Here is a 19891-nt window from a genome sequence, read left to right as displayed (position 1 = left end):
CAACCCGGATAGCGTATAAATGCTATCCGGGCTTATGCCAGGGATCAGACTTCCGGTAGCAGGCATTCCTGCTCAATCAGATTGTTTTTAAACTGCTTACGATAGTCGCTGGGTGAACACCCCACATGCCGTTGAAAGAGTTTGGCAAAATGATCGACATTTTCATATCCCACCCGCCACGAAATCTCACCTAACGAAGCCTCAGTATTTGTCAGGGAGAATTTCGCCTCTGTCATCCGTCGCTGAATAACATAGTTAATCGGTGAAATACGATACTCTTTGGTAAATTCATGGCAGATATAACTGACGCTGGCACGAAATTTTTTGGACAACTGATCCAGCGTTATTTTTTCGCGGAAATTGTTATTTAAATAAACCAGTACATCTTTAATTAAGATATCTTTTTTAATATACCCTTGCTCCGAACGATAAGCATTTTTAAAGTTTTCATAAAATAAAACGGTTAAGGCATAAGCGAAAGCATCATAAGCCGCGGAGGTCAGATTATTTTTGCTCTGCGGGAGCATGATGCTAAGTTCATTAAAGATACTTTTAATGACCTCCTTTCCTTGCCCGGCGCTGATGACCGGACATGAATGCCCTTGCAATAGCTGATTCTCCTGCCAGCCTTCAAAACGGAAGCCGTACAATGCACAGGTATAAGTGGTCGCAGGCGAGCTGCTGTCAGAGGCGACAGCATGGAGCCGCCCTTGTTCTATCACGACAATATCGCCGGCATGCGCGACATACAGTGAAGAATCAATAATTAATCTGGCGACCCCTTTTTTGACATAAATGAGCTCTGTTTCATTGTCATGAACATGGTGGCCAGACTCCCAGTTAGGATCATCACTAATGACGAAGCGTGAAAATCTGGGCGTTTTCCCCTGCTCAAAAAGGGTTTCCATCGCATTATCAAAACATCGTTGATACATGACAACCTCCACCTTAAGACAGTAATTTTAGGAACATTTAATAATGACAAATTAAAGCGATGAGCCATGTTATACAATGATAATCCATACTAGCGAAACAAAATTATTTGTGCCAACTGCAAGATGATACTCCCGATTGGAGTGAATTATCCCCACTATTTATTTGCATTTTAAATTTATTGAAAAGGATAAATGTTATTTCTTTAGAGGCAATAATTTACATAACGGAAACAAATATCGCTCAATAGTGAATAAAAACATGATTCACTTCGCAAAGATCTCCTACAGTTTGCCTGGTCCAATTATTTCTTCCACAATCCGTTTTCCTTCCATTCTGATCAACGTTGCACTCTGAGCTCATTTTTTTTTGCAAGATTGTTAGGAATGAAAACAGATTTCCCCGTCGAAAACACATTACATCTACCGCACACTATTTTCAGTCAAATTTTACCTACTGCCGATGATGACGCACTCCGTCATCATCCGAACGTGACCCACTGGAGATACCATGAAAATAATAACCTGCTTTAAGTTGGTACCTGAAGAACAGGACATTGTTGTTACCCAGGAGCGCTCGCTTAACTTTGACCGGGCCGAAGCCAAAATCAGCCAGTTTGATTTGAACGCGATGGAAGCCGCTGCACAACTAACCGCTGAGGGTGATGAGATCGTCGCCTTAACGGTCGGAGGTTCATTGTTACAGAACTCTAAAGTGCGGAAAGACGTGTTGTCCCGCGGTCCGAATAGTCTGTTTCTGGTACAGGATGCGCAACTGGAACATTCACTGCCCAGAGACACTGCTCAGGCCCTGGCCTGCGCCGCGAAAAGTATTGGATTTGACCTGATGATATTTGGTGAAGGATCAGGCGATCTCTACGCGCAGCAGGTGGGCTTGCTGGTGGGAGAATTGCTACAACTTCCCATTATTAACGCAGTAAGCAGCATTCAACGTAACGGCGGCCATGTTCTGGTTGAGCGCGCGCTTGAAGATGAAATTGAAGTCATCGACCTCCCCCTTCCCGCCGTGCTTTGCGTCACGTCAGATATCAATACACCGCGTATTCCTTCGATGAAAGCCATTCTTGGCGCGGGTAAAAAACCCGTTACGCAGTGGCAGGCCAGTGATATTGGCTGGACACCAACGCCACCATTAGCAGAGCTGGTTGAGATCGTGGTTCCGCCGCAAGCCGAGCGCAAGCGCATCATTCTGGAAAACGACACGCCAGAAGCCATTGCCGAACTGGCTGAGCATCTGAAAAAAGCCCTGAACTAAACCCAACGGAGAGAGATTATCATGAGTAAATTAGCCAACGTCTGGGTGTTCAGCGATAACGTAGAACGCTATGCAGAGTTAATGACCGGAGCTCGCCAATGGGGTGAGCAGGTGCACATCATTGTGCAAGGTAGCGAACAGGCAAGCAGGGCTAAGCGGCTGGGTGCCGATGAAATAATCGTCCTCGAACAAATCTCCCCCTTGCAGCGTATTGAAAACTATGCGGAGACCCTCGTCGCCCTGATAAAAGAGCACTCTGGCCTGTTGCTGATGCCTGCCACCAAACGCGCCAAGGCCCTCGGTGCGCGTCTGAGTATTCAACTCAATGCAGCGATGGTGAACGATGCCACATCGGTAAGTCTTGATGCCGGGGCACTTTTCGCTGAGCACCGCATGTATGGCGGTCTCGCATTCGGCAAAGAAAAACTCAACAGTGCTCTGGCGATTATCACAATCGCCGCCGGAGTGCTGGAGCCGGTAGAAGAGAATCAGGAAAACAGCTGTCCGGTTACTTCCGCAACGTATATCACTCCGCACCATGAAGTTATCTGCCAGGAGCGTCGCACCAAACCACTTAGCAGTGTTGATCTCAGTAAAGCCAAACGCGTCGTGGGTGTTGGTCGTGGCCTGGTTGCACAGGACGACTTACAAATGGTGCATAACCTGGCTGCTGTACTGGGCGCTGAGGTGGGATGCTCACGACCGATTGCTGAAGGTGAAAACTGGATGGAGCGCGAACGCTATATTGGCGTTTCAGGCGTATTGCTGAAATCTGATCTTTACCTGACGCTGGGCATCTCAGGGCAAATTCAACATATGGTCGGCGGAAACGGTGCGAAAATTATTGTCGCCATCAACAAAGACAAAAAAGCCCCCATCTTTAATTACGCCGATTACGGTCTGGTGGGCGATATCTACAAAGTTGTTCCAGCCCTTATCGAACAGCTAAGCCGCTAACCCCCTATTTAACGCACAGATCCCGCCGCCCTCGCGGCGGGAAGGGAGCATAAAGCATGTCAGATGAAAAATTTGATGCCATTGTGGTCGGTGCTGGCGTGGCCGGTGCGGTAGCAGGCTATGTGATGGCAAGTGCAGGACTGGACGTGTTGGTTATTGAACGTGGAAACAGCGCTGGCAGTAAAAATATGACCGGTGGCCGGCTCTACGCACATAGCCTTGAAAGCATCATGCCTGGATTCGCTCAGCAAGCGCCCATCGAACGTAAAGTGACCCGCGAAAAAATCTCATTCCTGACCGAAGAAAGTGCCGTGACCCTGGACTTTCACCGTGAAAAAACCGATGCCCCAGCGCAGGAGTCGTATACCGTTTTGCGCAACCGTCTGGATCCCTGGCTGATGGAAAAAGCCGAACAAGCAGGCGCGCAGTTCATTCCTGGCGTTCGCGTCGATGCGCTGATCCGCGAGGGCAATAAAGTTACCGGTGTACAGGCTGGTGACGATATCCTCGAAGCCAATATTGTCATCCTTGCCGACGGTGTTAATTCCATGCTGGGCCGCTCACTGGGCTTAGTCCCCGCCTCCTCAGCACATCATTATGCCGTCGGTGTAAAAGAACTGATCGGCTTGTCTCCCTCTGTTATTGCAGATCGTTTCAATCTTTCGGGCAATGAAGGTGCGGCCTGGCTGTTTGCCGGCTCGCCATCTAACGGACTCATGGGCGGTGGTTTTCTGTATACCAACCATGACTCTGTTTCTCTGGGGCTGGTGTGCGGCCTGGGGGACGTAGACCACGCCACAAAAAGTATTCCGCAAATGCTGGAAGATTTTAAGCAGCATCCCACCATTCGCCCGCTGATTGAAGGAGGTGAATTGCGGGAATACTCGGCACATATGGTGCCTGAAGGTGGTCTGGCAATGGTGCCCAGACTGTTCGATGATGGCGTGATGATCGTCGGCGATGCCGCCGGTTTCTGTCTGAATTTGGGGTATACGGTACGCGGCATGGATTTAGCCATTGCTTCTGCGGAGGCGGCAGCTAAAACAGCGATTGCCGCGAAAGAACGGCAAGATTACTCCGCCAACAGCCTGATGGACTACAAGCACGCTCTCGAACAGAGTTGCGTAATGCGCGATTTACAGCATTTTCGCAAGATCCCGGCGCTGATGGAAAACCCGCGTCTGTTTACCCAATACCCACGCATGGTGGCAGATATCATGAGAGATATGTTCACCGTTGACGGACGTCCGAATCAACCGGTTCGCAAGATATTTATGTCCCATGCAAAACAGATTGGGTTAATGAACTTACTCAAAGACGGCATTAAGGGAGCAACAGCACTATGAGTCAGGACAATACCGTTAACGTTGACGTCAAACTGGGCGTCAACAAATTCAATGTCGATGAAGGCCATCCGCATATTATTCTGACCGATCATCCTGACGTTAATGAATTTCGCAAATTACTGAAAGCCTGCCCCGCCGGACTGTATAAGCAGGACGAAAGCGGAAATATTCATTTTGATTCTGCAGGGTGTCTGGAGTGTGGGACTTGTCGGGTACTTTGCGGTGAAACAATCCTCGAACAATGGGAATACCCGGCAGGGACATTTGGTGTGGAGTTCCGCTACGGCTAACGGATTTTGCATTTTACAGGCCGGATCGGATGCTACTGCCGTCCGGCAAGAAGTATGCCGAAAATAATCCAGGGACAAACAATGAAAGTCACGCTAACGTTTAATGCCGAGCGTCGAAAAACATACCGACAGCAGGGATTTTGGGGGGATGCATCACTCGGCGACTACTGGCACCAAACTGCTCAGGCCGTGCCGGACAAAATCGCTGTAGTCGATAATCAGGGCGATTCATATACCTATGCCGCACTCGACAGTGCAGCCAACAGCCTGGCATCCTGGTTTTTATCCTGCGGGATCCAACCTGGCGATCGTATTGCTTTTCAACTGCCGGGCTGGTGCGAATTTACTCTTATTTATCTGGCCTGTCTGAAAACGGGGGCCGTTTCCGTTCCTCTGTTACCCGCCTGGCGCGAGGCAGAACTGGTGTGGGTACTGAACAAATGTAAAGCGAAGATCTTTTTCGCGCCGACCCTGTTTAAGCAGACCCGACCGGTCGATCTGATCCTGCCCCTACAAAATCAGTTACCGCATCTGCAACAGATTGTCGCCGTGGATAAACTGGCCCCTGCAACGGCATCATTGGCGCTCAGTCAGCTACTTACGACCCCACCGTTAACCAAAGCGATGAGCGTTCATGCCGACGAACTGGCCGCAGTGCTTTTTACCTCCGGTACTGAAGGGATGCCGAAAGGCGTGATGCTGACCCATAACAACATCCTTGCCAGCGAGCGCGCCTACTGCGCCCGCCTCAACCTCAACTGGCAGGATGTGTTTTTAATGCCTGCTCCGCTTGGGCACGCCACCGGTTTTCTGCATGGCGTAACAGCGCCGTTTTTAATTGGTGCGCGCAGCGTGCTGCTGGATATTTTTACCCCAACAACCTGCCTCGAACTGTTGCAGCAACAGCGTTGTACCTGCGTACTCGGCGCAACACCCTTCGTCTATGACATCCTGTGCTGTGTCGAAAAGCAACCTTACGATCTCTCATCACTGCGCTTCTTCTTATGCGGTGGCACAACTATTCCGAGAAAAATTGCCCGCGACTGTCAGCAGCTCGGCATCAAACTGTTGAGCGTCTATGGCTCGACGGAAAGTTCACCGCATGCAGTAGTAAACCTTGATGACTCACTTTCTCGCATGATGAATACCGACGGCTACGCCGCCGCTGGCGTCGAAATAAAAGTGGTCGATGAAGCGCGAAAAACGCTGCCACCAGGCACAGAAGGTGAAGAAGCTTCGCGCGGGCCCAACGTCTTTATGGGCTACCTTGATGAGCCAGAAATGACTGCCAGAGCGCTGGATAGCGACGGTTGGTACTACAGTGGTGATTTGTGCCGAATGGACGACGCGGGATACATAAAAATTACCGGACGTAAGAAAGATATTATCGTGCGAGGTGGCGAGAATATCAGTAGTCGTGAGGTTGAAGACATTCTATTGCAGCATCCGCGCATACATGATGCCTGTGTTGTTGCCATGCCAGACGATCGATTAGGGGAAAGGTCGTGCGCCTACGTAGTGCTCAAGTCCCCGCATCACTCGCTTTCGCTGGAATCTGTGGTGGCTTTTTTTAGTCGTAAACGGGTGGCAAAGTACAAATATCCGGAACATCTTGTGGTGATCGAAAAATTACCCAGAACAGCGTCCGGTAAAATTCAGAAGTTCTTGTTACGTCAGGATATTATTCAGCGCCTACAGGCTGAATGTGTTGAGGTATGAGTGTGGCAGAGATGACAGGATGGCGACGCGAACGCCGCCATCCTGGTTGATATTACTTTTTCAGTTCAGCCAGACTCAGCCATGTCTGTACAACGGTATCCGGGTTCAACGACAGGCTGTCGATCCCCTCTTCCATCAGCCAGGCAGCGAAGTCTTCGTGGTCAGATGGACCCTGACCGCAAATACCAACGTATTTACCCTGTTTCTTGGCAGCGCGAATCGCCATCGACAGCAGTGCTTTCACCGCGTCGTTACGCTCATCAAACAGCTCAGAAACAACGCCAGAGTCACGGTCCAGACCCAACGCCAGCTGCGTCATGTCGTTAGAGCCAATAGAGAAGCCGTCGAAGTGCTCAAGGAACTGCTCAGCCAGCAAGGCGTTGGATGGGATCTCACACATCATGATGATCTTCAGCCCGTTCTCGCCACGTTTCAGCCCCTGACGCGCCAGCTCATCCACCACCGCTTTTGCCTGGGCCACAGTTCGTACGAACGGTACCATCACTTCAACGTTCGTCAGTCCCATTTCGTTGCGCACGCGTTTCACCGCGTCACATTCGAGGGCAAAACAGTCGCGGAAGCTATCTGAAACATAACGACCCGCGCCACGGAAGCCCAACATCGGGTTCTCTTCATGCGGTTCATAACGCTCGCCGCCGACCAGGTTGGCGTATTCGTTGGACTTAAAGTCCGACATACGGACAATGACACGTTTTGGATAAAACGCCGCACCCAGCGTCGCGATCCCTTCGGTCAGACGACCAACATAGAATTCACGAGGGGAGTCGAACCCTTTCATCATTGAGCAGATTTCTTTTTGCAGCTCAGGCGTCTGATCATCAAACTCCAGCAGTGCGCGAGGATGCACGCCAATCATGCGGTTGATGATAAATTCCAGACGCGCCAGTCCAACGCCTTCGTTCGGCAGACAGGCGAAATCGAAAGCCCGGTCCGGGTTGCCGACGTTCATCATCACCTTCAACGGCAGATCCGGCATGGTCTCCACGCTGGAACTTTTCACGCTGAAGTCGAGCATGTCAGCATACACATAGCCGGTATCGCCTTCGGCGCAGGAGACAGTCACCTTCTCGCCATCTTTCATGCGCTCGGTAGCATCACCACAACCTACGACAGCCGGGATCCCCAGCTCGCGAGCGATGATCGCCGCGTGACAGGTACGACCGCCGCGGTTGGTGACAATCGCTGCCGCTTTTTTCATGATCGGCTCCCAGTCAGGGTCGGTCATGTCGGTGACAAGTACGTCGCCTGGGTCAATGCGGTTCATTTCGCTGATGTCGTGAATCACCTTCACCGGACCCGCGCCAATGCGATGACCGATAGCACGGCCTTCAGCAATGATTTTACCCTGAGCATGCAGCGTATAACGCTCCATCACCTGGCCGCGAGAACGTACGGTTTCCGGACGAGCCTGCACAATGAACAGCTTGCCGGTGTGACCATCTTTAGCCCATTCGATGTCCATAGGACGACCGTAGTGCTTCTCGATCTGTACCGCCTGCTTCGCCAGTTCCTGCACTTCCTCGTTCGTCAGCGAGAAAATATCACGTTGATCTTGCGGAACATCTTCAATCGTAACCTGTTTACCGTGTTCCTGCGTCGGCGCATAAATCATGCGGATTTTTTTCGAACCCATCGTGCGACGCACAATTGCCGGGCGGTTAGCGGCCAGCGTCGGTTTGTGCACGTAGAATTCATCAGGGTTGACAGCGCCCTGCACGACCATTTCTCCCAGACCCCAGGCTGAGGTGATAAACACCACCTGGTCGAAACCGGATTCGGTGTCGATAGAGAACATCACGCCGGAAGACGCAAGGTCAGAGCGCACCATACGCTGGACACCCGCAGAGAGCGCCACCCCACGATGGTCATAACCCTGGTGAACACGGTAGGAGATCGCCCGGTCGTTAAACAGCGAAGCAAATACGTGTTTTATTGCCACCAGAACCGCATCAAAACCCTGGACGTTGAGGAAAGTTTCCTGCTGACCGGCAAATGAAGCATCTGGCATATCTTCTGCGGTTGCAGAAGAACGCACGGCAAAAGAGGCATTAGCATCATCCGCGGAAAGCTGCGCGTAGGCATCGCGGACGGCATTTTCCAGCTCAGGCTGGAAAGGAGTGTCGATAATCCACTGGCGGATCTGCGCACCGGCTTTCGCAAGCGCGGTAACATCGTCAATATCCGTTTTATCCAGCAGCTCATAAATGCGCTGGTTTACACCGCTCTGGTCCAGAAACTGGTTAAACGCATCGGCGGTCGTTGCAAAACCATTCGGTACGGAAACACCCATACCGGAAAGGTTAGTAATCATTTCACCCAGGGAGGCATTTTTGCCCCCAACTCTGTCTACATCATTCATGCCGAGTTGGTTATACCAAAGCACCAGCGGTGACGAGCCATTGTTGGACATCGAACAATCCTTATATATGAACGAGGTTAGGAAACTCAATTTTGCGTAATTATCTTTGCATATTTACTTCAGCGAAAAAAACGGTGAATCGTTCAAGCAACTTTATTTTTTATTTTTTAAGATTGTTTACGCATTTGCGCAAACCCGCGAGCGGCACGGGATCACCACAAAAACTGTCGGTATAAACATTTGTTCCGAAAAATGAAATGTACTTTTCATTAAATATAAAAATACCGTTTCATTTTATAAAATAAGTATCGTTATATTCGCTTCTGGCGAATTTTAATTTATGCTTTCAGAGAATTATGTCAGCCCCCAGGATGAGCAAAATGGATAATGCTGTTGATCGTCATGTATTTTATATTTCTGATGGTACGGCCATCACCGCAGAGGTATTAGGCCACGCGGTAATGTCGCAGTTTCCAGTTACGATCAGCAGTATCACGCTGCCGTTTGTGGAAAATGAGAGTCGGGCCCGCGCGGTAAAAGACCAGATAGACGCCATTTATCAACAAACTGGCGTGCGCCCTCTGGTGTTTTACTCCATCGTGTTGCCGGAAATCCGCTCTATTATTTTGCAAAGTGAAGGGTTCTGCCAGGATATCGTGCAGGCACTGGTCGCTCCCCTGCAACATGAGATGAAGCTCGACCCCACGCCGATTGCCCATCGCACGCACGGTCTTAATCCGGGTAATCTCATCAAGTACGACGCACGCATCGCGGCGATTGATTATACGCTCGCTCATGACGACGGTATTTCGTTGCGCAACCTCGATCAGGCTCAGGTGATCCTGCTCGGCGTTTCCCGCTGCGGTAAAACCCCTACCAGCCTGTATCTGGCGATGCAGTTTGGGATCCGGGCGGCCAACTACCCCTTTATTGCCGATGATATGGATAATCTCGTGCTACCGGCATCACTGAAACCGTTACAGCATAAATTATTTGGCCTGACGATCGACCCTGAACGCCTGACGGCGATCCGTGAAGAGCGCCGGGAAAATAGCCGTTACGCATCACTGCGCCAGTGCCGGATGGAGGTGGCAGAAGTAGAAGCGCTGTACCGGAAGAATCAGATCCCGTGGTTAAACAGTACTAATTATTCGGTAGAAGAAATTGCCACTAAGATCCTCGATATTATGGGGCTGAATCGCCGAATGTACTAGAACGCTAGTGCATTGGTTCAATTTTTTGTTATTATGCTCGCCAGTAGGCAGGATGAGTGTGTTATTGTGATGTACATCACTTCCCGGTAGTCCTGCCGTTGAAGCAACAAATTTCTGAGACAAGTAATGAACAGAACCGATGAACTCCGTACTGCGCGTATTGACAACCTGGTCACTCCAGCAGAGCTTGCGCAGCGGCATCCTGTTTCGTCCTCCGTCGCCCGTCATGTGACGGATTCCCGACGCCGGATAGAAAAAATATTGAATGGTGAAGATCCCCGTTTACTGGTGATCGTTGGGCCCTGCTCGATTCACGATCTTGACGCAGCTATGGAGTACGCCACTCGTTTACAGACGTTGCGTACCAGGCACCAGGCGCGTCTGGAAATCGTGATGCGTACCTATTTTGAAAAGCCGCGCACCGTTGTTGGCTGGAAAGGCTTAATTTCTGACCCGGATTTAAACGGCAGCTACCGCGTCAACCACGGTATTGAGCTGGCGCGTAAATTACTGCTGCAGGTTAACGAGCTTGGGGTGCCAACGGCAACGGAATTCCTCGATATGGTTACCGGCCAGTTTATTGCCGATTTAATCAGTTGGGGAGCCATTGGCGCGCGTACCACTGAAAGCCAGATCCACCGAGAGATGGCCTCTGCGCTCTCCTGTCCGGTAGGGTTTAAAAACGGGACGGATGGTAATACACGTATTGCCGTCGATGCTATTCGCGCTTCCCGAGCCAGTCATATGTTCCTCTCTCCGGATAAAACCGGGCAGATGACCATCTATCAGACCAGCGGTAACCCGTATGGACATATCATCATGCGCGGAGGTAAAAAGCCGAATTACTCTGCAGCTGATATCGCCGCCGCCTGTGATACCCTGCATGAGTTCTCCTTACCGGAGCATCTGGTAGTCGATTTTAGTCACGGCAATTGCCAGAAGCAGCACCGTCGTCAGTTAGAGGTTTGCGATGATGTTTGTCAGCAAATTCGCAATGGCTCGACGGCTATCGCCGGGATTATGGCAGAAAGTTTCTTGCGTGAAGGCACGCAAAAAATTGTCAGTGGCCAACCGCTGGTCTATGGTCAGTCGATCACCGATCCATGTCTGAACTGGGAAGATACTGAACTGCTGGTCGAAAAACTCGCCTCTGCCGTTGATAGTCGTTTCTGACCTTTTCACCGGGTGGAATAACTTCGCCCGGTGACAATCCCTTGTTTTTCCCTTCATTTTTGCTCAAAAAATATTCTCGTCACAATTTTTTCACAAAAAGGCTTGCCGCAAAATTTTAGTTTGTTGATAATGATTATCATTGTTACATTGATTGTTATTTTTAAACACTATGTCACGTATGGATAACACCACGGCAACACCCGTAAAAGACAATACACCACCCTCTCCCGTTCAAACTGAGCGTCGAATTGACAGCAAAAGTCTGCTCGGAAACGAGGGGCGGGTGATTATCGAGCATGACGGACAGCATTACCTGCTGAGACAAACGCATGCCGGAAAACTGATTCTGACTAAATAAACAACACATTTCGCCAGCCACCCAGGTGATCCCCAGGCAGCCAGCGCTTTTCGATTTCCTAATGGAGAGTTGCTATGCCATACCTGCACACCGCGGCTTTGCGCCCATCACTTTTGGCGCTGGCGATCATGAGTCATCTGTCCGCAACCGCTTATGCCGCGACTGATGATATTACCGTTACCGCCACCGGCAATGCCCGTAGCGCCTTTGAAGCGCCGATGATGGTCAGCGTCATCGACGCCAGCGCACCGGAAAACCAAACCGCCAGCTCGGCTGCCGATCTGTTACGTAAAGTACCTGGTCTGACTCTGGACGGTACGGGGCGCACTAATGGACAGGACGTTAATCTGCGCGGTTACGACCGACGCGGCGTTCTGGTCCTGGTTGATGGTGTACGTCAGGGTACCGATACCGGGCACCTGAATAGCACCTTCCTCGACCCTGCTCTCATCAAACGAATTGAAGTGGTTCGCGGCCCGTCTGCTCTGCTGTATGGCAGCGGTGCGCTGGGTGGCGTGATCGCGTACGAAACCGCAGATGCTAAAGATCTGCTGGAAGTCGGCAAAAACAGCGGCTACCGCGTATTTGGTACCGCAGCAACGGGCGATCACAGCCTCGGAATGGGAGCCAGCGCATATGGTCGCAGCGATACGCTGGACGGACTGCTCGCCTGGTCCAGCCGTGACCGTGGTGATTTGCGTCAGAGCAACGGAACCACCGCGCCGAACGACGAAACAATTAACAATATGTTGGCAAAAGGCAGTTGGAAACTTGACAGCGCCCAGACACTGGCAGGTTCGCTACGTTATTACAACAATGATGCGCAGGAACCTAAAAATCCACAGGCCAGTGATGCTGATAGCAGCAGTAATCCTATGACCGATCGTTCGACTATCCAGCGTGATGCCCAACTGACGTATACCCTCGCACCAGCGGATAATGACTGGCTGAATGCTGATGCTCGCATTTACTGGTCTGAAGCACGCATTAACGCGCAGAACCCCGATGCAACCAACGAGTTTCGCAAACAAACGACCAAAGGCGGGAAAATTGATAACCGCAGTCGCCTGTTTACCGATTCCCCTGGCTCTCATCTGTTGACCTATGGCGGTGAGTATTATCGCCAGGAGCAACGTCCAGGTGGCTCGACCACAGGTTTCCCGCAGGCAAAAATTGATTTCAGCTCCGGCTGGCTACAGGACGAGATCACCTTGCGAGACCTGCCGATAACGATACTGGGTGGCACTCGTTATGACTCTTACCGCGGCAGCAGTGAGGGATATGCGGATGTTGATGCTGATAAATGGTCCTCTCGCGCGGGAATGACCGTTACGCCTGCTGACTGGTTGATGCTGTTTGGCTCCTGGGCGCAAGCCTTCCGCGCACCGACTATGGGTGAGATGTATAACGATGCGAAACACTTCTCCATCGGTCGGTTTTACACCAACTACTGGGTGCCAAACCCTAACCTGCGCCCGGAAACCAACGAAACCCAGGAGTATGGTTTTGGCCTGCGCTTTGATGATCTGATGCTGGCGAACGACGCCCTCGAATTTAAAGCCAGCTATTTTGATACCAAAGCAAAAGATTACATCTCCACCAGCGTCGATTTTGCCTCTGCGACAACGATGTCCTACAACGTACCCAACGCCAAAATTTGGGGCTGGGATGTCATGACGAAATACACCACCGACCTGTTCAGTCTGGATCTGGCCTATAACCGTACGCGCGGCAAAGATACTGACACCGGTGAATACATTTCCAGCATTAACCCGGACACGGTCACCAGCAAACTAAACATTCCTGTAGCACACAGCGGCTTCTCAGTCGGCTGGCTCGGTACCTTTGCCGATCGCTCCACTCATATCAGCAGTAGCTACACTAAACAACCAGGCTATGCGGTAAACGACTTCTATGTGAGCTATCAGGGCCAACAGGCACTGAAAGGCGTGACCACTACGCTGGTTCTGGGTAACGCCTTCGACAAAGAATACTGGTCTCCGCAGGGCATTCCGCAGGATGGTCGTAACGGCAAAATTTTCGTGAGTTATCAGTGGTAATCACCCTGCCCCGGCTCGCCGGGGCAGCAATCTGGAAGGAAGAGGCAATGAATCATTACACACGCTGGCTGGAACTGAAAAAAGAAAATCCTGGAAAATATGCGCGTGACATCGCGGGTCTGATGAACATCAGTGAAGCTGAGCTGACCTTTGCACGCGTCGGTCATGACGCATGGCGTTTACGTGGCGAAGTACGCGAGATCCTGGGCGCACTGGAAGCCGTAGGGGAAACTAAATGTATCTGCCGTAACGAATACGCCGTTCATGAGCAAGTTGGCGCATTCACCAATCAGCACCTTAATGGACATGCCGGACTGGTGCTGAATCCCCGCGCCCTCGACCTGCGGTTGTTTCTGAACCAGTGGGCAAGTGCGTTTCATATCAGCGAAGCGACCGCCCGCGGAGAGCGCCAGAGCATTCAATTTTTTGATAATCAGGGTGATGCGCTGTTAAAAGTCTACACCACGGAGAATACCGACGTCGCGGAATGGGGCTCGCTGCTGACCCGCTTCATCTTCGCCGAAAACCCGCCGCTGGAGTTGCAATCCATTGAGGATGCTGCCCCTGCCGCGGTTGCGGTAGACGCTGAGACCGTTGATAAAGAGTGGCGCGCTATGACCGATGTGCATCAGTTCTTCGGCTTGTTGAAACGTCACAACCTTACGCGTCAACAGGCATTTAGCCTGGTGGGCGACGATCTGGCCTGTAAAGTCACCAATGGGGCACTGGCACAACTGCTGGAAACAGCACGTCAGGATGGTAACGAAATTATGGTATTTGTTGGCAACCGCGGCTGCGTGCAGATTTTTACCGGTGTTGTAGAAAAACTGGTGCCAATGAAAGGCTGGCTGAATATTTTCAATCCAACCTTTACCCTGCATCTGCTGGAAGAGACCATTGCAGAAACCTGGGTAACGCGCAAACCCACTGCGGATGGCCACGTGACCAGTCTGGAACTGTTTGCCGCAGATGGGACGCAAATCGCTCAGCTCTATGGTCAGCGTACAGAAGGCGAACCAGAGCAGAAGCAATGGCGTGCGCAAATTGACGCATTAACGCCAAAAGGGCTGGCCGCATGAAAAAACTGCTCGTCCTGATTGCACTCCTGCCTGCTGCGGCGCTGGCTACACCCGAGGAAAAAATAGTTTCTCTTGGCGGCGATGTCACTGAGATTGTGTATGCGCTGGGTGCACAGTCATCCCTCGTTGCACGAGACAGCACCAGCCAATGGCCTGAAGAAGCAACCGCATTACCTGATGTGGGTTATTTACGCCAACTCAACGCCGAAGGGATCCTTGCAACTCGCCCAACGCTGGTCCTTGCCAGCGCGCAGGCACAGCCGTCTCTGGTGCTTAAACAGGTCGGGCAAAGCAAAGTCCGTGTTGTCACGGTGCCTGCAAGTAACGAACTGAGCGTGATTGATGAGAAAGTTCAGGTAATTGCGCAGGCTACACATCGCGAGTCACAAGGCGAAGCGCTGCGTCAAACCTTGCGTCAGGAACTGGCGATGCTGCCATCATCGACACTCAATAAACGCGTACTGTTCATTCTCAATCACGGTGGGATGACCGCGATGGCCGCCGGGCAACAAACCGGAGCTGACGCTGCCATCCGTGCCGCTGGTTTGCAAAACGCGATGCAGGGGTTCAATCGCTACCAGCCACTGTCGCAAGAAGGTGTAATCGCCAGCCAGCCCGATCTGGTGGTGATCTCACAGGATGGCGTCAAGGCAATGGGTGGAGAAGCTAACCTGTGGTCGCTACCGGGACTTGCGCAAACACCGGCTGGTCGCAATAAACAGGTGTTACAGATTGACGATATGGCATTGTTGGGCTTCAGCGTCCGGACTCCGCAGGCAATCCAGCAACTTCGTACCAAAGCGGAGCAATTGCCCTGATGTCACGGCATATCACCTGCTCTCTGTGGATACTGGCTTTTACGCTGGCATTGACGACAGTTCTGGCTACCGGTTTTGGCGCGTTGCGTCTGCCGGTGAGTCTTTTCTGGCGCGATGGCGATGATGCCCTGCGTCAAATCTGGCTAACCATTCGACTTCCCCGCGTACTGCTGGCGCTAGTGATTGGCGGTTCGCTGGCTCTGGCGGGTTGTGTGATGCAGGGGCTATTTCGTAACCCACTTGCCGATCCAGGATTGCTGGGGATCAGCAGCGGTGCTGCCTGCGCCGTCGCATTGTGGGTGGTATTGCCGATCACGTTGCCCGCTCTGCTGATGCTGTATGCGCCAATGTTGGCGGCGTTTCTCGGTGCGCTCGCTGCAACGGTGGTGATTTTTATCCTCAGCCAACAACGTGACAGTTCGCTGTCGCGTCTGTTGCTGGTCGGTATTGCCATCAATGCACTTTGTGGATCCGCAGTGGGCGTTTTGTCGTGGGTCAGCAATGATGCCCAACTGCGCCAGCTATCGCTATGGGGAATGGGCAGCCTGGGCTCCGCGCAGTGGTCTACTCTGCTGGCGGTAGCATCGCTAATGCTGCCGACTGTACTGGTCATCTGGCGTTTGGCCCCGGCGCTGAACCTGCTGCAGTTGGGGGAAGAGGAAGCTCACTATCTCGGCGTCGATGTGCGCATGGTTCAGCGTATTTTGCTGCTCTGCAGCGCACTGTTAGTTGCCGCCGCAGTGGCGGTTAGCGGTGTGATTGGATTTATCGGACTGGTTATTCCGCATTTACTACGTATGTGGCTCGGTCCGGATCATCGCGCCGTGATCCCCGGCTCAGTCCTGGCTGGCGCTTTTTTGCTGCTGATTGCCGATACCCTCGCCCGCACTGCCGTTGCGCCTGCTGAGATGCCGGTCGGTCTGTTAACCAGTATTCTCGGTGCGCCCTGGTTTCTGTGGCTTATTTTTCGTCAGAGAGGGCCGCATGGCTGAATATTTAATTGCCGAAGGGCTGAGCTACCACGTTGCTGGCCGAACGGTTATTCGCGACGTTTCGCTCAACCTCGCCAGGGGCGAACTGGTCGCGCTGATCGGGCCTAACGGCGCAGGAAAATCGACTTTGCTACGACTGCTGACCGGATTTCTTAAACCCGATGCCGGGCGTTGTTTACTGGACGGGAGAACGCTTGGTGACTGGAGTACACAAGCACTGTCGCGCCATCGCGCGGTCATGCGTCAGCAAACACAGGTAGGATTCGACTGGCAGGTAGAAGCCGTTATTGCCATGGGGCGTGCCCCCTGGACCCAACAGCCCGAACCTGCACTTATCGCCCAGGTGATGGAAATGACCGGTTGTTTAACGCTGGCCGGTAGACACTACACCGCGCTATCTGGTGGTGAGCAGCAGCGCGTCCAGCTTGCGCGTGCACTGGCGCAGCTATGGCGTAACGGCGCGCCACGTGGCTGGTTATTCCTTGATGAACCCACTTCAGCATTGGATCTCTACCACCAACAGCATCTGCTGAGGCTGCTGAAGACACTGGCAATTCAGGGCGATCTGCATGTTTGTATCGTACTTCACGACCTCAACCTTGCAGCTCTGTGGGCTGACCGAATCGTGTTGCTCCATAACGGTAATATTGTTTCGCAGGGGGCACCGGACGCCGTATTGCAGGCCGATGATTTGATGCGCTGGTACGGCGCCCAAATTCATGTTGGCCAGCACCCGGCCAACGATTCTCCCCACGTTTTTCTCACACCTTAGCTTGAACAACTCACTTCCAGCCGTTTACCCCAGTCAGGTGGACGGCTGACATAATCATCATTACGATCGTCAAAGGGAGTACGTAGAGCAAGGTGCAATTGGTGCAACTCTGTGTAATCCCCCTTCTCTGCCAGGCTGATTGCCCTCTGCGCCAGCCAGTTACGTAAAACCAGTGCCGGGTTAGCCGCTTTCATCTGCGCCTGTCTGATATCGTCATCAACATTATCCTGTTGCAAACGCGACCGATAGCGTGCGAACCAGTCATCAAATGCGGCGCGATCGATAAACTCATCTCTCAGTGGAGATGATGCGCTGTGCTGCTCCGTCTGGCTTAGCATACGAAACGTTCGCGTATAGTCGCTTCCTTCACGCGCCATCAAACTAAACAGTTCGCTAAGCAGCTCGTTATCGTTTTTTTGCTCGCTAAAGAAGCCCAGTTTTTGCCGCATCCGTTGCCCGTAACGTGTGAGCAGCGCCAATTGATAGCTATCCAGCGCATCGTTTAGCGCATCGACCGGGATAAAAGGCGACAGGGTTTGTGCCAGACGCTGTAAATTCCACAGAGCTGCCGCCGGTTGATTGTCGAAACTGTATCGCCCCTGATGATCGGAGTGGTTACAGATGTAGTCAGGCACATAGTCATCCAGAAAACCAAACGGACCGTAATCCATCGTCAGCCCCAGAATCGACATGTTGTCGGTGTTCATCACCCCATGCGCGAATCCCACTGTTTGCCAGTCAGCGATCAACGTCGCGGTACGCGTGACGACGTCCTGAAACCACAGTTGATAACAGTCTGATTCATCCTGCCATTGCGACCAGTAGTGGCGAATAGCAAAGTCTGCCAACTGGCGGACTTTTTCCGGTTCGCGACGATAGTAAAAGTGTTCAAAATGACCAAAGCGCATATGGCTTTGTGCCACACGAATGAGCATCGCGCCCGCTTCTGTGGTCTCTCGCTGTACCGGCGTGTCACTGGTAACAATAGACAGAGCTCGTGTAGTCGGTATCCCAAGATAGTGCATCGCTTCGCTGGCCAGACTTTCCCGAATCGTAGAACGTAGCACTGCGCGTCCATCACCCATGCGGGAATATGGCGTCAACCCGGCGCCCTTGAGGTGCCAGTCAAGTATTGAACCATCTGCGAGCTGCTGTTCGCCGAGAAGGATCCCGCGTCCGTCGCCAAGTTGGCCGGCCCAAACACCAAACTGATGCCCGCTGTAAACCTGTGCTAAAGGCGACATGCCGGCAAAAAGCGACTCTCCCCCCCAAACGCCAGAGCCATCTGGAATATCAAACAAGTCTGCAGAAATGCCTAATTGTTCAGCCAGCACATCGTTATGCCAGATTACGCGCGCATTTCTCAAAGGGGTGGGTAAAAGTGCGGTATAGGTTGCTGGTAATTCATCACGCCAGCGGGTGGTAAAAGACAGGGTCATAGGGCCTCCTGTCACTAGTGTAGACTGTTAATGGTCTGTTAAACACCAGCAAAGAACAGGGTTATCCCTTCACCAGCGAGATTATCTTCGCGGGAGATACTGCAGGCCACAGTGCGCCCTGCATGGCGTTAAACCCCAGAGGCAATACTCGCGTCAGCATCTCCTGCGAATCAACCCCGCTAATAATGATTGATTCACAACTTGGGGATATTTGCGCCAGGATAGCTCGCATAAACGGCTCAAACGAAATATGCGCAATCCGTTGTTGCACAAAGTTTTTATCCAGCACAACTCGTTTAAAAAGACCATCAAAAATGGCCCGTGTTGATATGCCTCCGGCGCCAAAATTTGTCAGTATTAATGGAAAGCGCGTAGCTAATGCTGCCAGTGTTGGATTTTCTTTTCCGTTGTTTAACTCTGGATAACTTTCATTAATCGCCAGTTCAAGAAATGAAAATCGTTCAACACGTGATGCATATTCCGTATCTGATAATAAAGAATTAGCAACTGCCGGTGTTAAATTAATCCAGGCAGAAATTCCGCGCTGAATAAAAAAGTGTTGGCACGTTTCGATTAATTCAAGTTTTTCGGCAAATAAACGGCATTGTTCATCATCCGACAAACGAGGTAAGACCAGCTCAGTTGGCATGTGTACGACCCCATCCTGGCTGACAAAATTTGTGATGATATCGACGAACTCAAGGTCGCCATTTTCGCTTCTCGCAGGAAGAAAAGAGAACTCAGAATGATAAATATTATCCAGTGAAACAATCATTGTGCCAGCCCCGCAGCATGGGTGTTATCCGGCATCCTGTAGCAAAGGATGGAAAAATACGTCATTTCAGATGCAAATAGAGGCCCTTTCATTTTTCCCTTTTAGCCAGTAAATCGAATCCTTTTTTTTAGCTTATCCTGATTATAAACGAATATCCAGTTTTGTACTTTTTAATAACTCGCCATAAATCATATTTTTAGTAAAATACACTCTTGTTGCGCAAGGTTATTGCTGACTGGAAGTCATAAATGAAAGTTAGCTTTTAAATGATGATGGTGAGGCTACTCACTCGCCGGTAGCCTCATCATCCT

General features: G+C 51.5%; 17 protein-coding genes. 13 read left to right on the top strand and 4 right to left on the bottom strand.

All coding sequences use genetic code 11. The features are described from left to right. Window positions 1-44: 44 nt before the first annotated feature. The gene (locus OGY01_RS22610) at window positions 45-935 is read right to left on the bottom strand and encodes an AraC family transcriptional regulator (RefSeq protein ID WP_045442176.1); all 891 of its coding nucleotides are present in this window, start codon (window positions 933-935) and stop codon (window positions 45-47) included. 508 nt (window positions 936-1443) lie between these two features. Between OGY01_RS22610 and OGY01_RS22605 the strand changes: the two genes are divergently transcribed. The 5 genes from OGY01_RS22605 to fadK all read left to right on the top strand — a co-directional run bounded on the left by OGY01_RS22605 (window position 1444) and on the right by fadK (window position 6520). Further along, window positions 1444-2208, top strand: coding sequence for an electron transfer flavoprotein (locus tag OGY01_RS22605; RefSeq protein WP_286493747.1), 765 nt, complete (start codon window positions 1444-1446; stop codon window positions 2206-2208). Window positions 2209-2229: 21 nt separating this feature from the next. Then, window positions 2230-3165, top strand: a complete 936-nt coding sequence (locus OGY01_RS22600) for an electron transfer flavoprotein subunit alpha (protein WP_225760846.1) — start codon at window positions 2230-2232, stop codon at window positions 3163-3165. Between the two features lie 56 nt (window positions 3166-3221). Then, a complete protein-coding gene (locus OGY01_RS22595; protein ID WP_286493746.1) occupies window positions 3222-4511 on the top strand; it encodes an FAD-dependent oxidoreductase in 1290 nt (429 codons plus the stop codon). Next, window positions 4508-4801, top strand: a complete 294-nt coding sequence (locus tag OGY01_RS22590; RefSeq protein ID WP_045442166.1) for a ferredoxin family protein — start codon at window positions 4508-4510, stop codon at window positions 4799-4801. The genes OGY01_RS22595 and OGY01_RS22590 overlap by 4 nt, the downstream gene beginning before the upstream one ends. 81 nt (window positions 4802-4882) lie before the next feature. Then, on the top strand, window positions 4883-6520 hold the full coding sequence (fadK, locus tag OGY01_RS22585; protein WP_286493745.1) for a medium-chain fatty-acid--CoA ligase: 1638 nt from the start codon (window positions 4883-4885) through the stop codon (window positions 6518-6520). 52 nt (window positions 6521-6572) lie between these two features. On the opposite strand, the gene ppsA is transcribed toward fadK, so the two are convergent. After that, the gene (ppsA, locus tag OGY01_RS22580; RefSeq protein WP_286493744.1) at window positions 6573-8951 is read right to left on the bottom strand and encodes a phosphoenolpyruvate synthase; all 2379 of its coding nucleotides are present in this window, start codon (window positions 8949-8951) and stop codon (window positions 6573-6575) included. A gap of 329 nt (window positions 8952-9280) precedes the next feature. Between ppsA and ppsR the strand changes: the two genes are divergently transcribed. From ppsR to OGY01_RS22540, 8 genes are all read left to right on the top strand, one after another. Then, window positions 9281-10114: a posphoenolpyruvate synthetase regulatory kinase/phosphorylase PpsR gene (gene ppsR / locus OGY01_RS22575; RefSeq protein WP_045442159.1), complete on the top strand. Its 834-nt coding sequence runs from the start codon at window positions 9281-9283 to the stop codon at window positions 10112-10114. A gap of 126 nt (window positions 10115-10240) precedes the next feature. After that, window positions 10241-11287 carry a 3-deoxy-7-phosphoheptulonate synthase AroH gene (gene aroH / locus OGY01_RS22570; RefSeq protein ID WP_045442157.1) on the top strand — a complete coding sequence of 349 codons (1047 nt, stop codon included), beginning with the start codon at window positions 10241-10243 and terminating at the stop codon, window positions 11285-11287. A gap of 169 nt (window positions 11288-11456) precedes the next feature. Continuing rightward, window positions 11457-11645, top strand: coding sequence for a hemin uptake protein HemP (hemP, locus tag OGY01_RS22565; protein WP_071828921.1), 189 nt, complete (start codon window positions 11457-11459; stop codon window positions 11643-11645). Between the two features lie 74 nt (window positions 11646-11719). Further along, a complete protein-coding gene (locus OGY01_RS22560) occupies window positions 11720-13705 on the top strand; it encodes a TonB-dependent hemoglobin/transferrin/lactoferrin family receptor (RefSeq protein WP_286493742.1) in 1986 nt (661 codons plus the stop codon). 47 nt (window positions 13706-13752) lie between these two features. Further along, the gene (gene chuS / locus OGY01_RS22555) at window positions 13753-14784 is read left to right on the top strand and encodes a hematinate-forming heme oxygenase ChuS (protein WP_286493739.1); all 1032 of its coding nucleotides are present in this window, start codon (window positions 13753-13755) and stop codon (window positions 14782-14784) included. Further along, complete coding sequence (locus tag OGY01_RS22550; protein ID WP_045442151.1) at window positions 14781-15602, top strand: heme/hemin ABC transporter substrate-binding protein; 822 nt, start codon at window positions 14781-14783, stop codon at window positions 15600-15602. The genes chuS and OGY01_RS22550 overlap by 4 nt, the downstream gene beginning before the upstream one ends. After that, window positions 15602-16594, top strand: a complete 993-nt coding sequence (locus OGY01_RS22545) for a FecCD family ABC transporter permease (protein ID WP_045442149.1) — start codon at window positions 15602-15604, stop codon at window positions 16592-16594. The genes OGY01_RS22550 and OGY01_RS22545 overlap by 1 nt, the downstream gene beginning before the upstream one ends. Then, window positions 16587-17366, top strand: a complete 780-nt coding sequence (locus tag OGY01_RS22540; protein ID WP_048221588.1) for a heme ABC transporter ATP-binding protein — start codon at window positions 16587-16589, stop codon at window positions 17364-17366. The genes OGY01_RS22545 and OGY01_RS22540 overlap by 8 nt, the downstream gene beginning before the upstream one ends. On the opposite strand, the gene selO is transcribed toward OGY01_RS22540, so the two are convergent. After that, a complete protein-coding gene (gene selO, locus OGY01_RS22535) occupies window positions 17363-18805 on the bottom strand; it encodes a protein adenylyltransferase SelO (RefSeq protein WP_045442143.1) in 1443 nt (480 codons plus the stop codon). The two genes, OGY01_RS22540 and selO, sit on opposite strands and share 4 nt — an antisense overlap. A gap of 61 nt (window positions 18806-18866) precedes the next feature. Next, window positions 18867-19580 carry an EAL domain-containing protein gene (locus tag OGY01_RS22530; protein WP_045442140.1) on the bottom strand — a complete coding sequence of 238 codons (714 nt, stop codon included), beginning with the start codon at window positions 19578-19580 and terminating at the stop codon, window positions 18867-18869. Window positions 19581-19891: the final 311 nt, after the last annotated feature.

The organism is Citrobacter sp. Cm038 (assembly GCF_030333105.1).
Taxonomy (GTDB): Bacteria; Pseudomonadota; Gammaproteobacteria; order Enterobacterales; family Enterobacteriaceae; genus Citrobacter; species Citrobacter murliniae.
The sequence above is the reverse complement of the archived record's forward strand: the minus strand, read 5'-3'. Positions and strand labels throughout refer to the sequence as shown.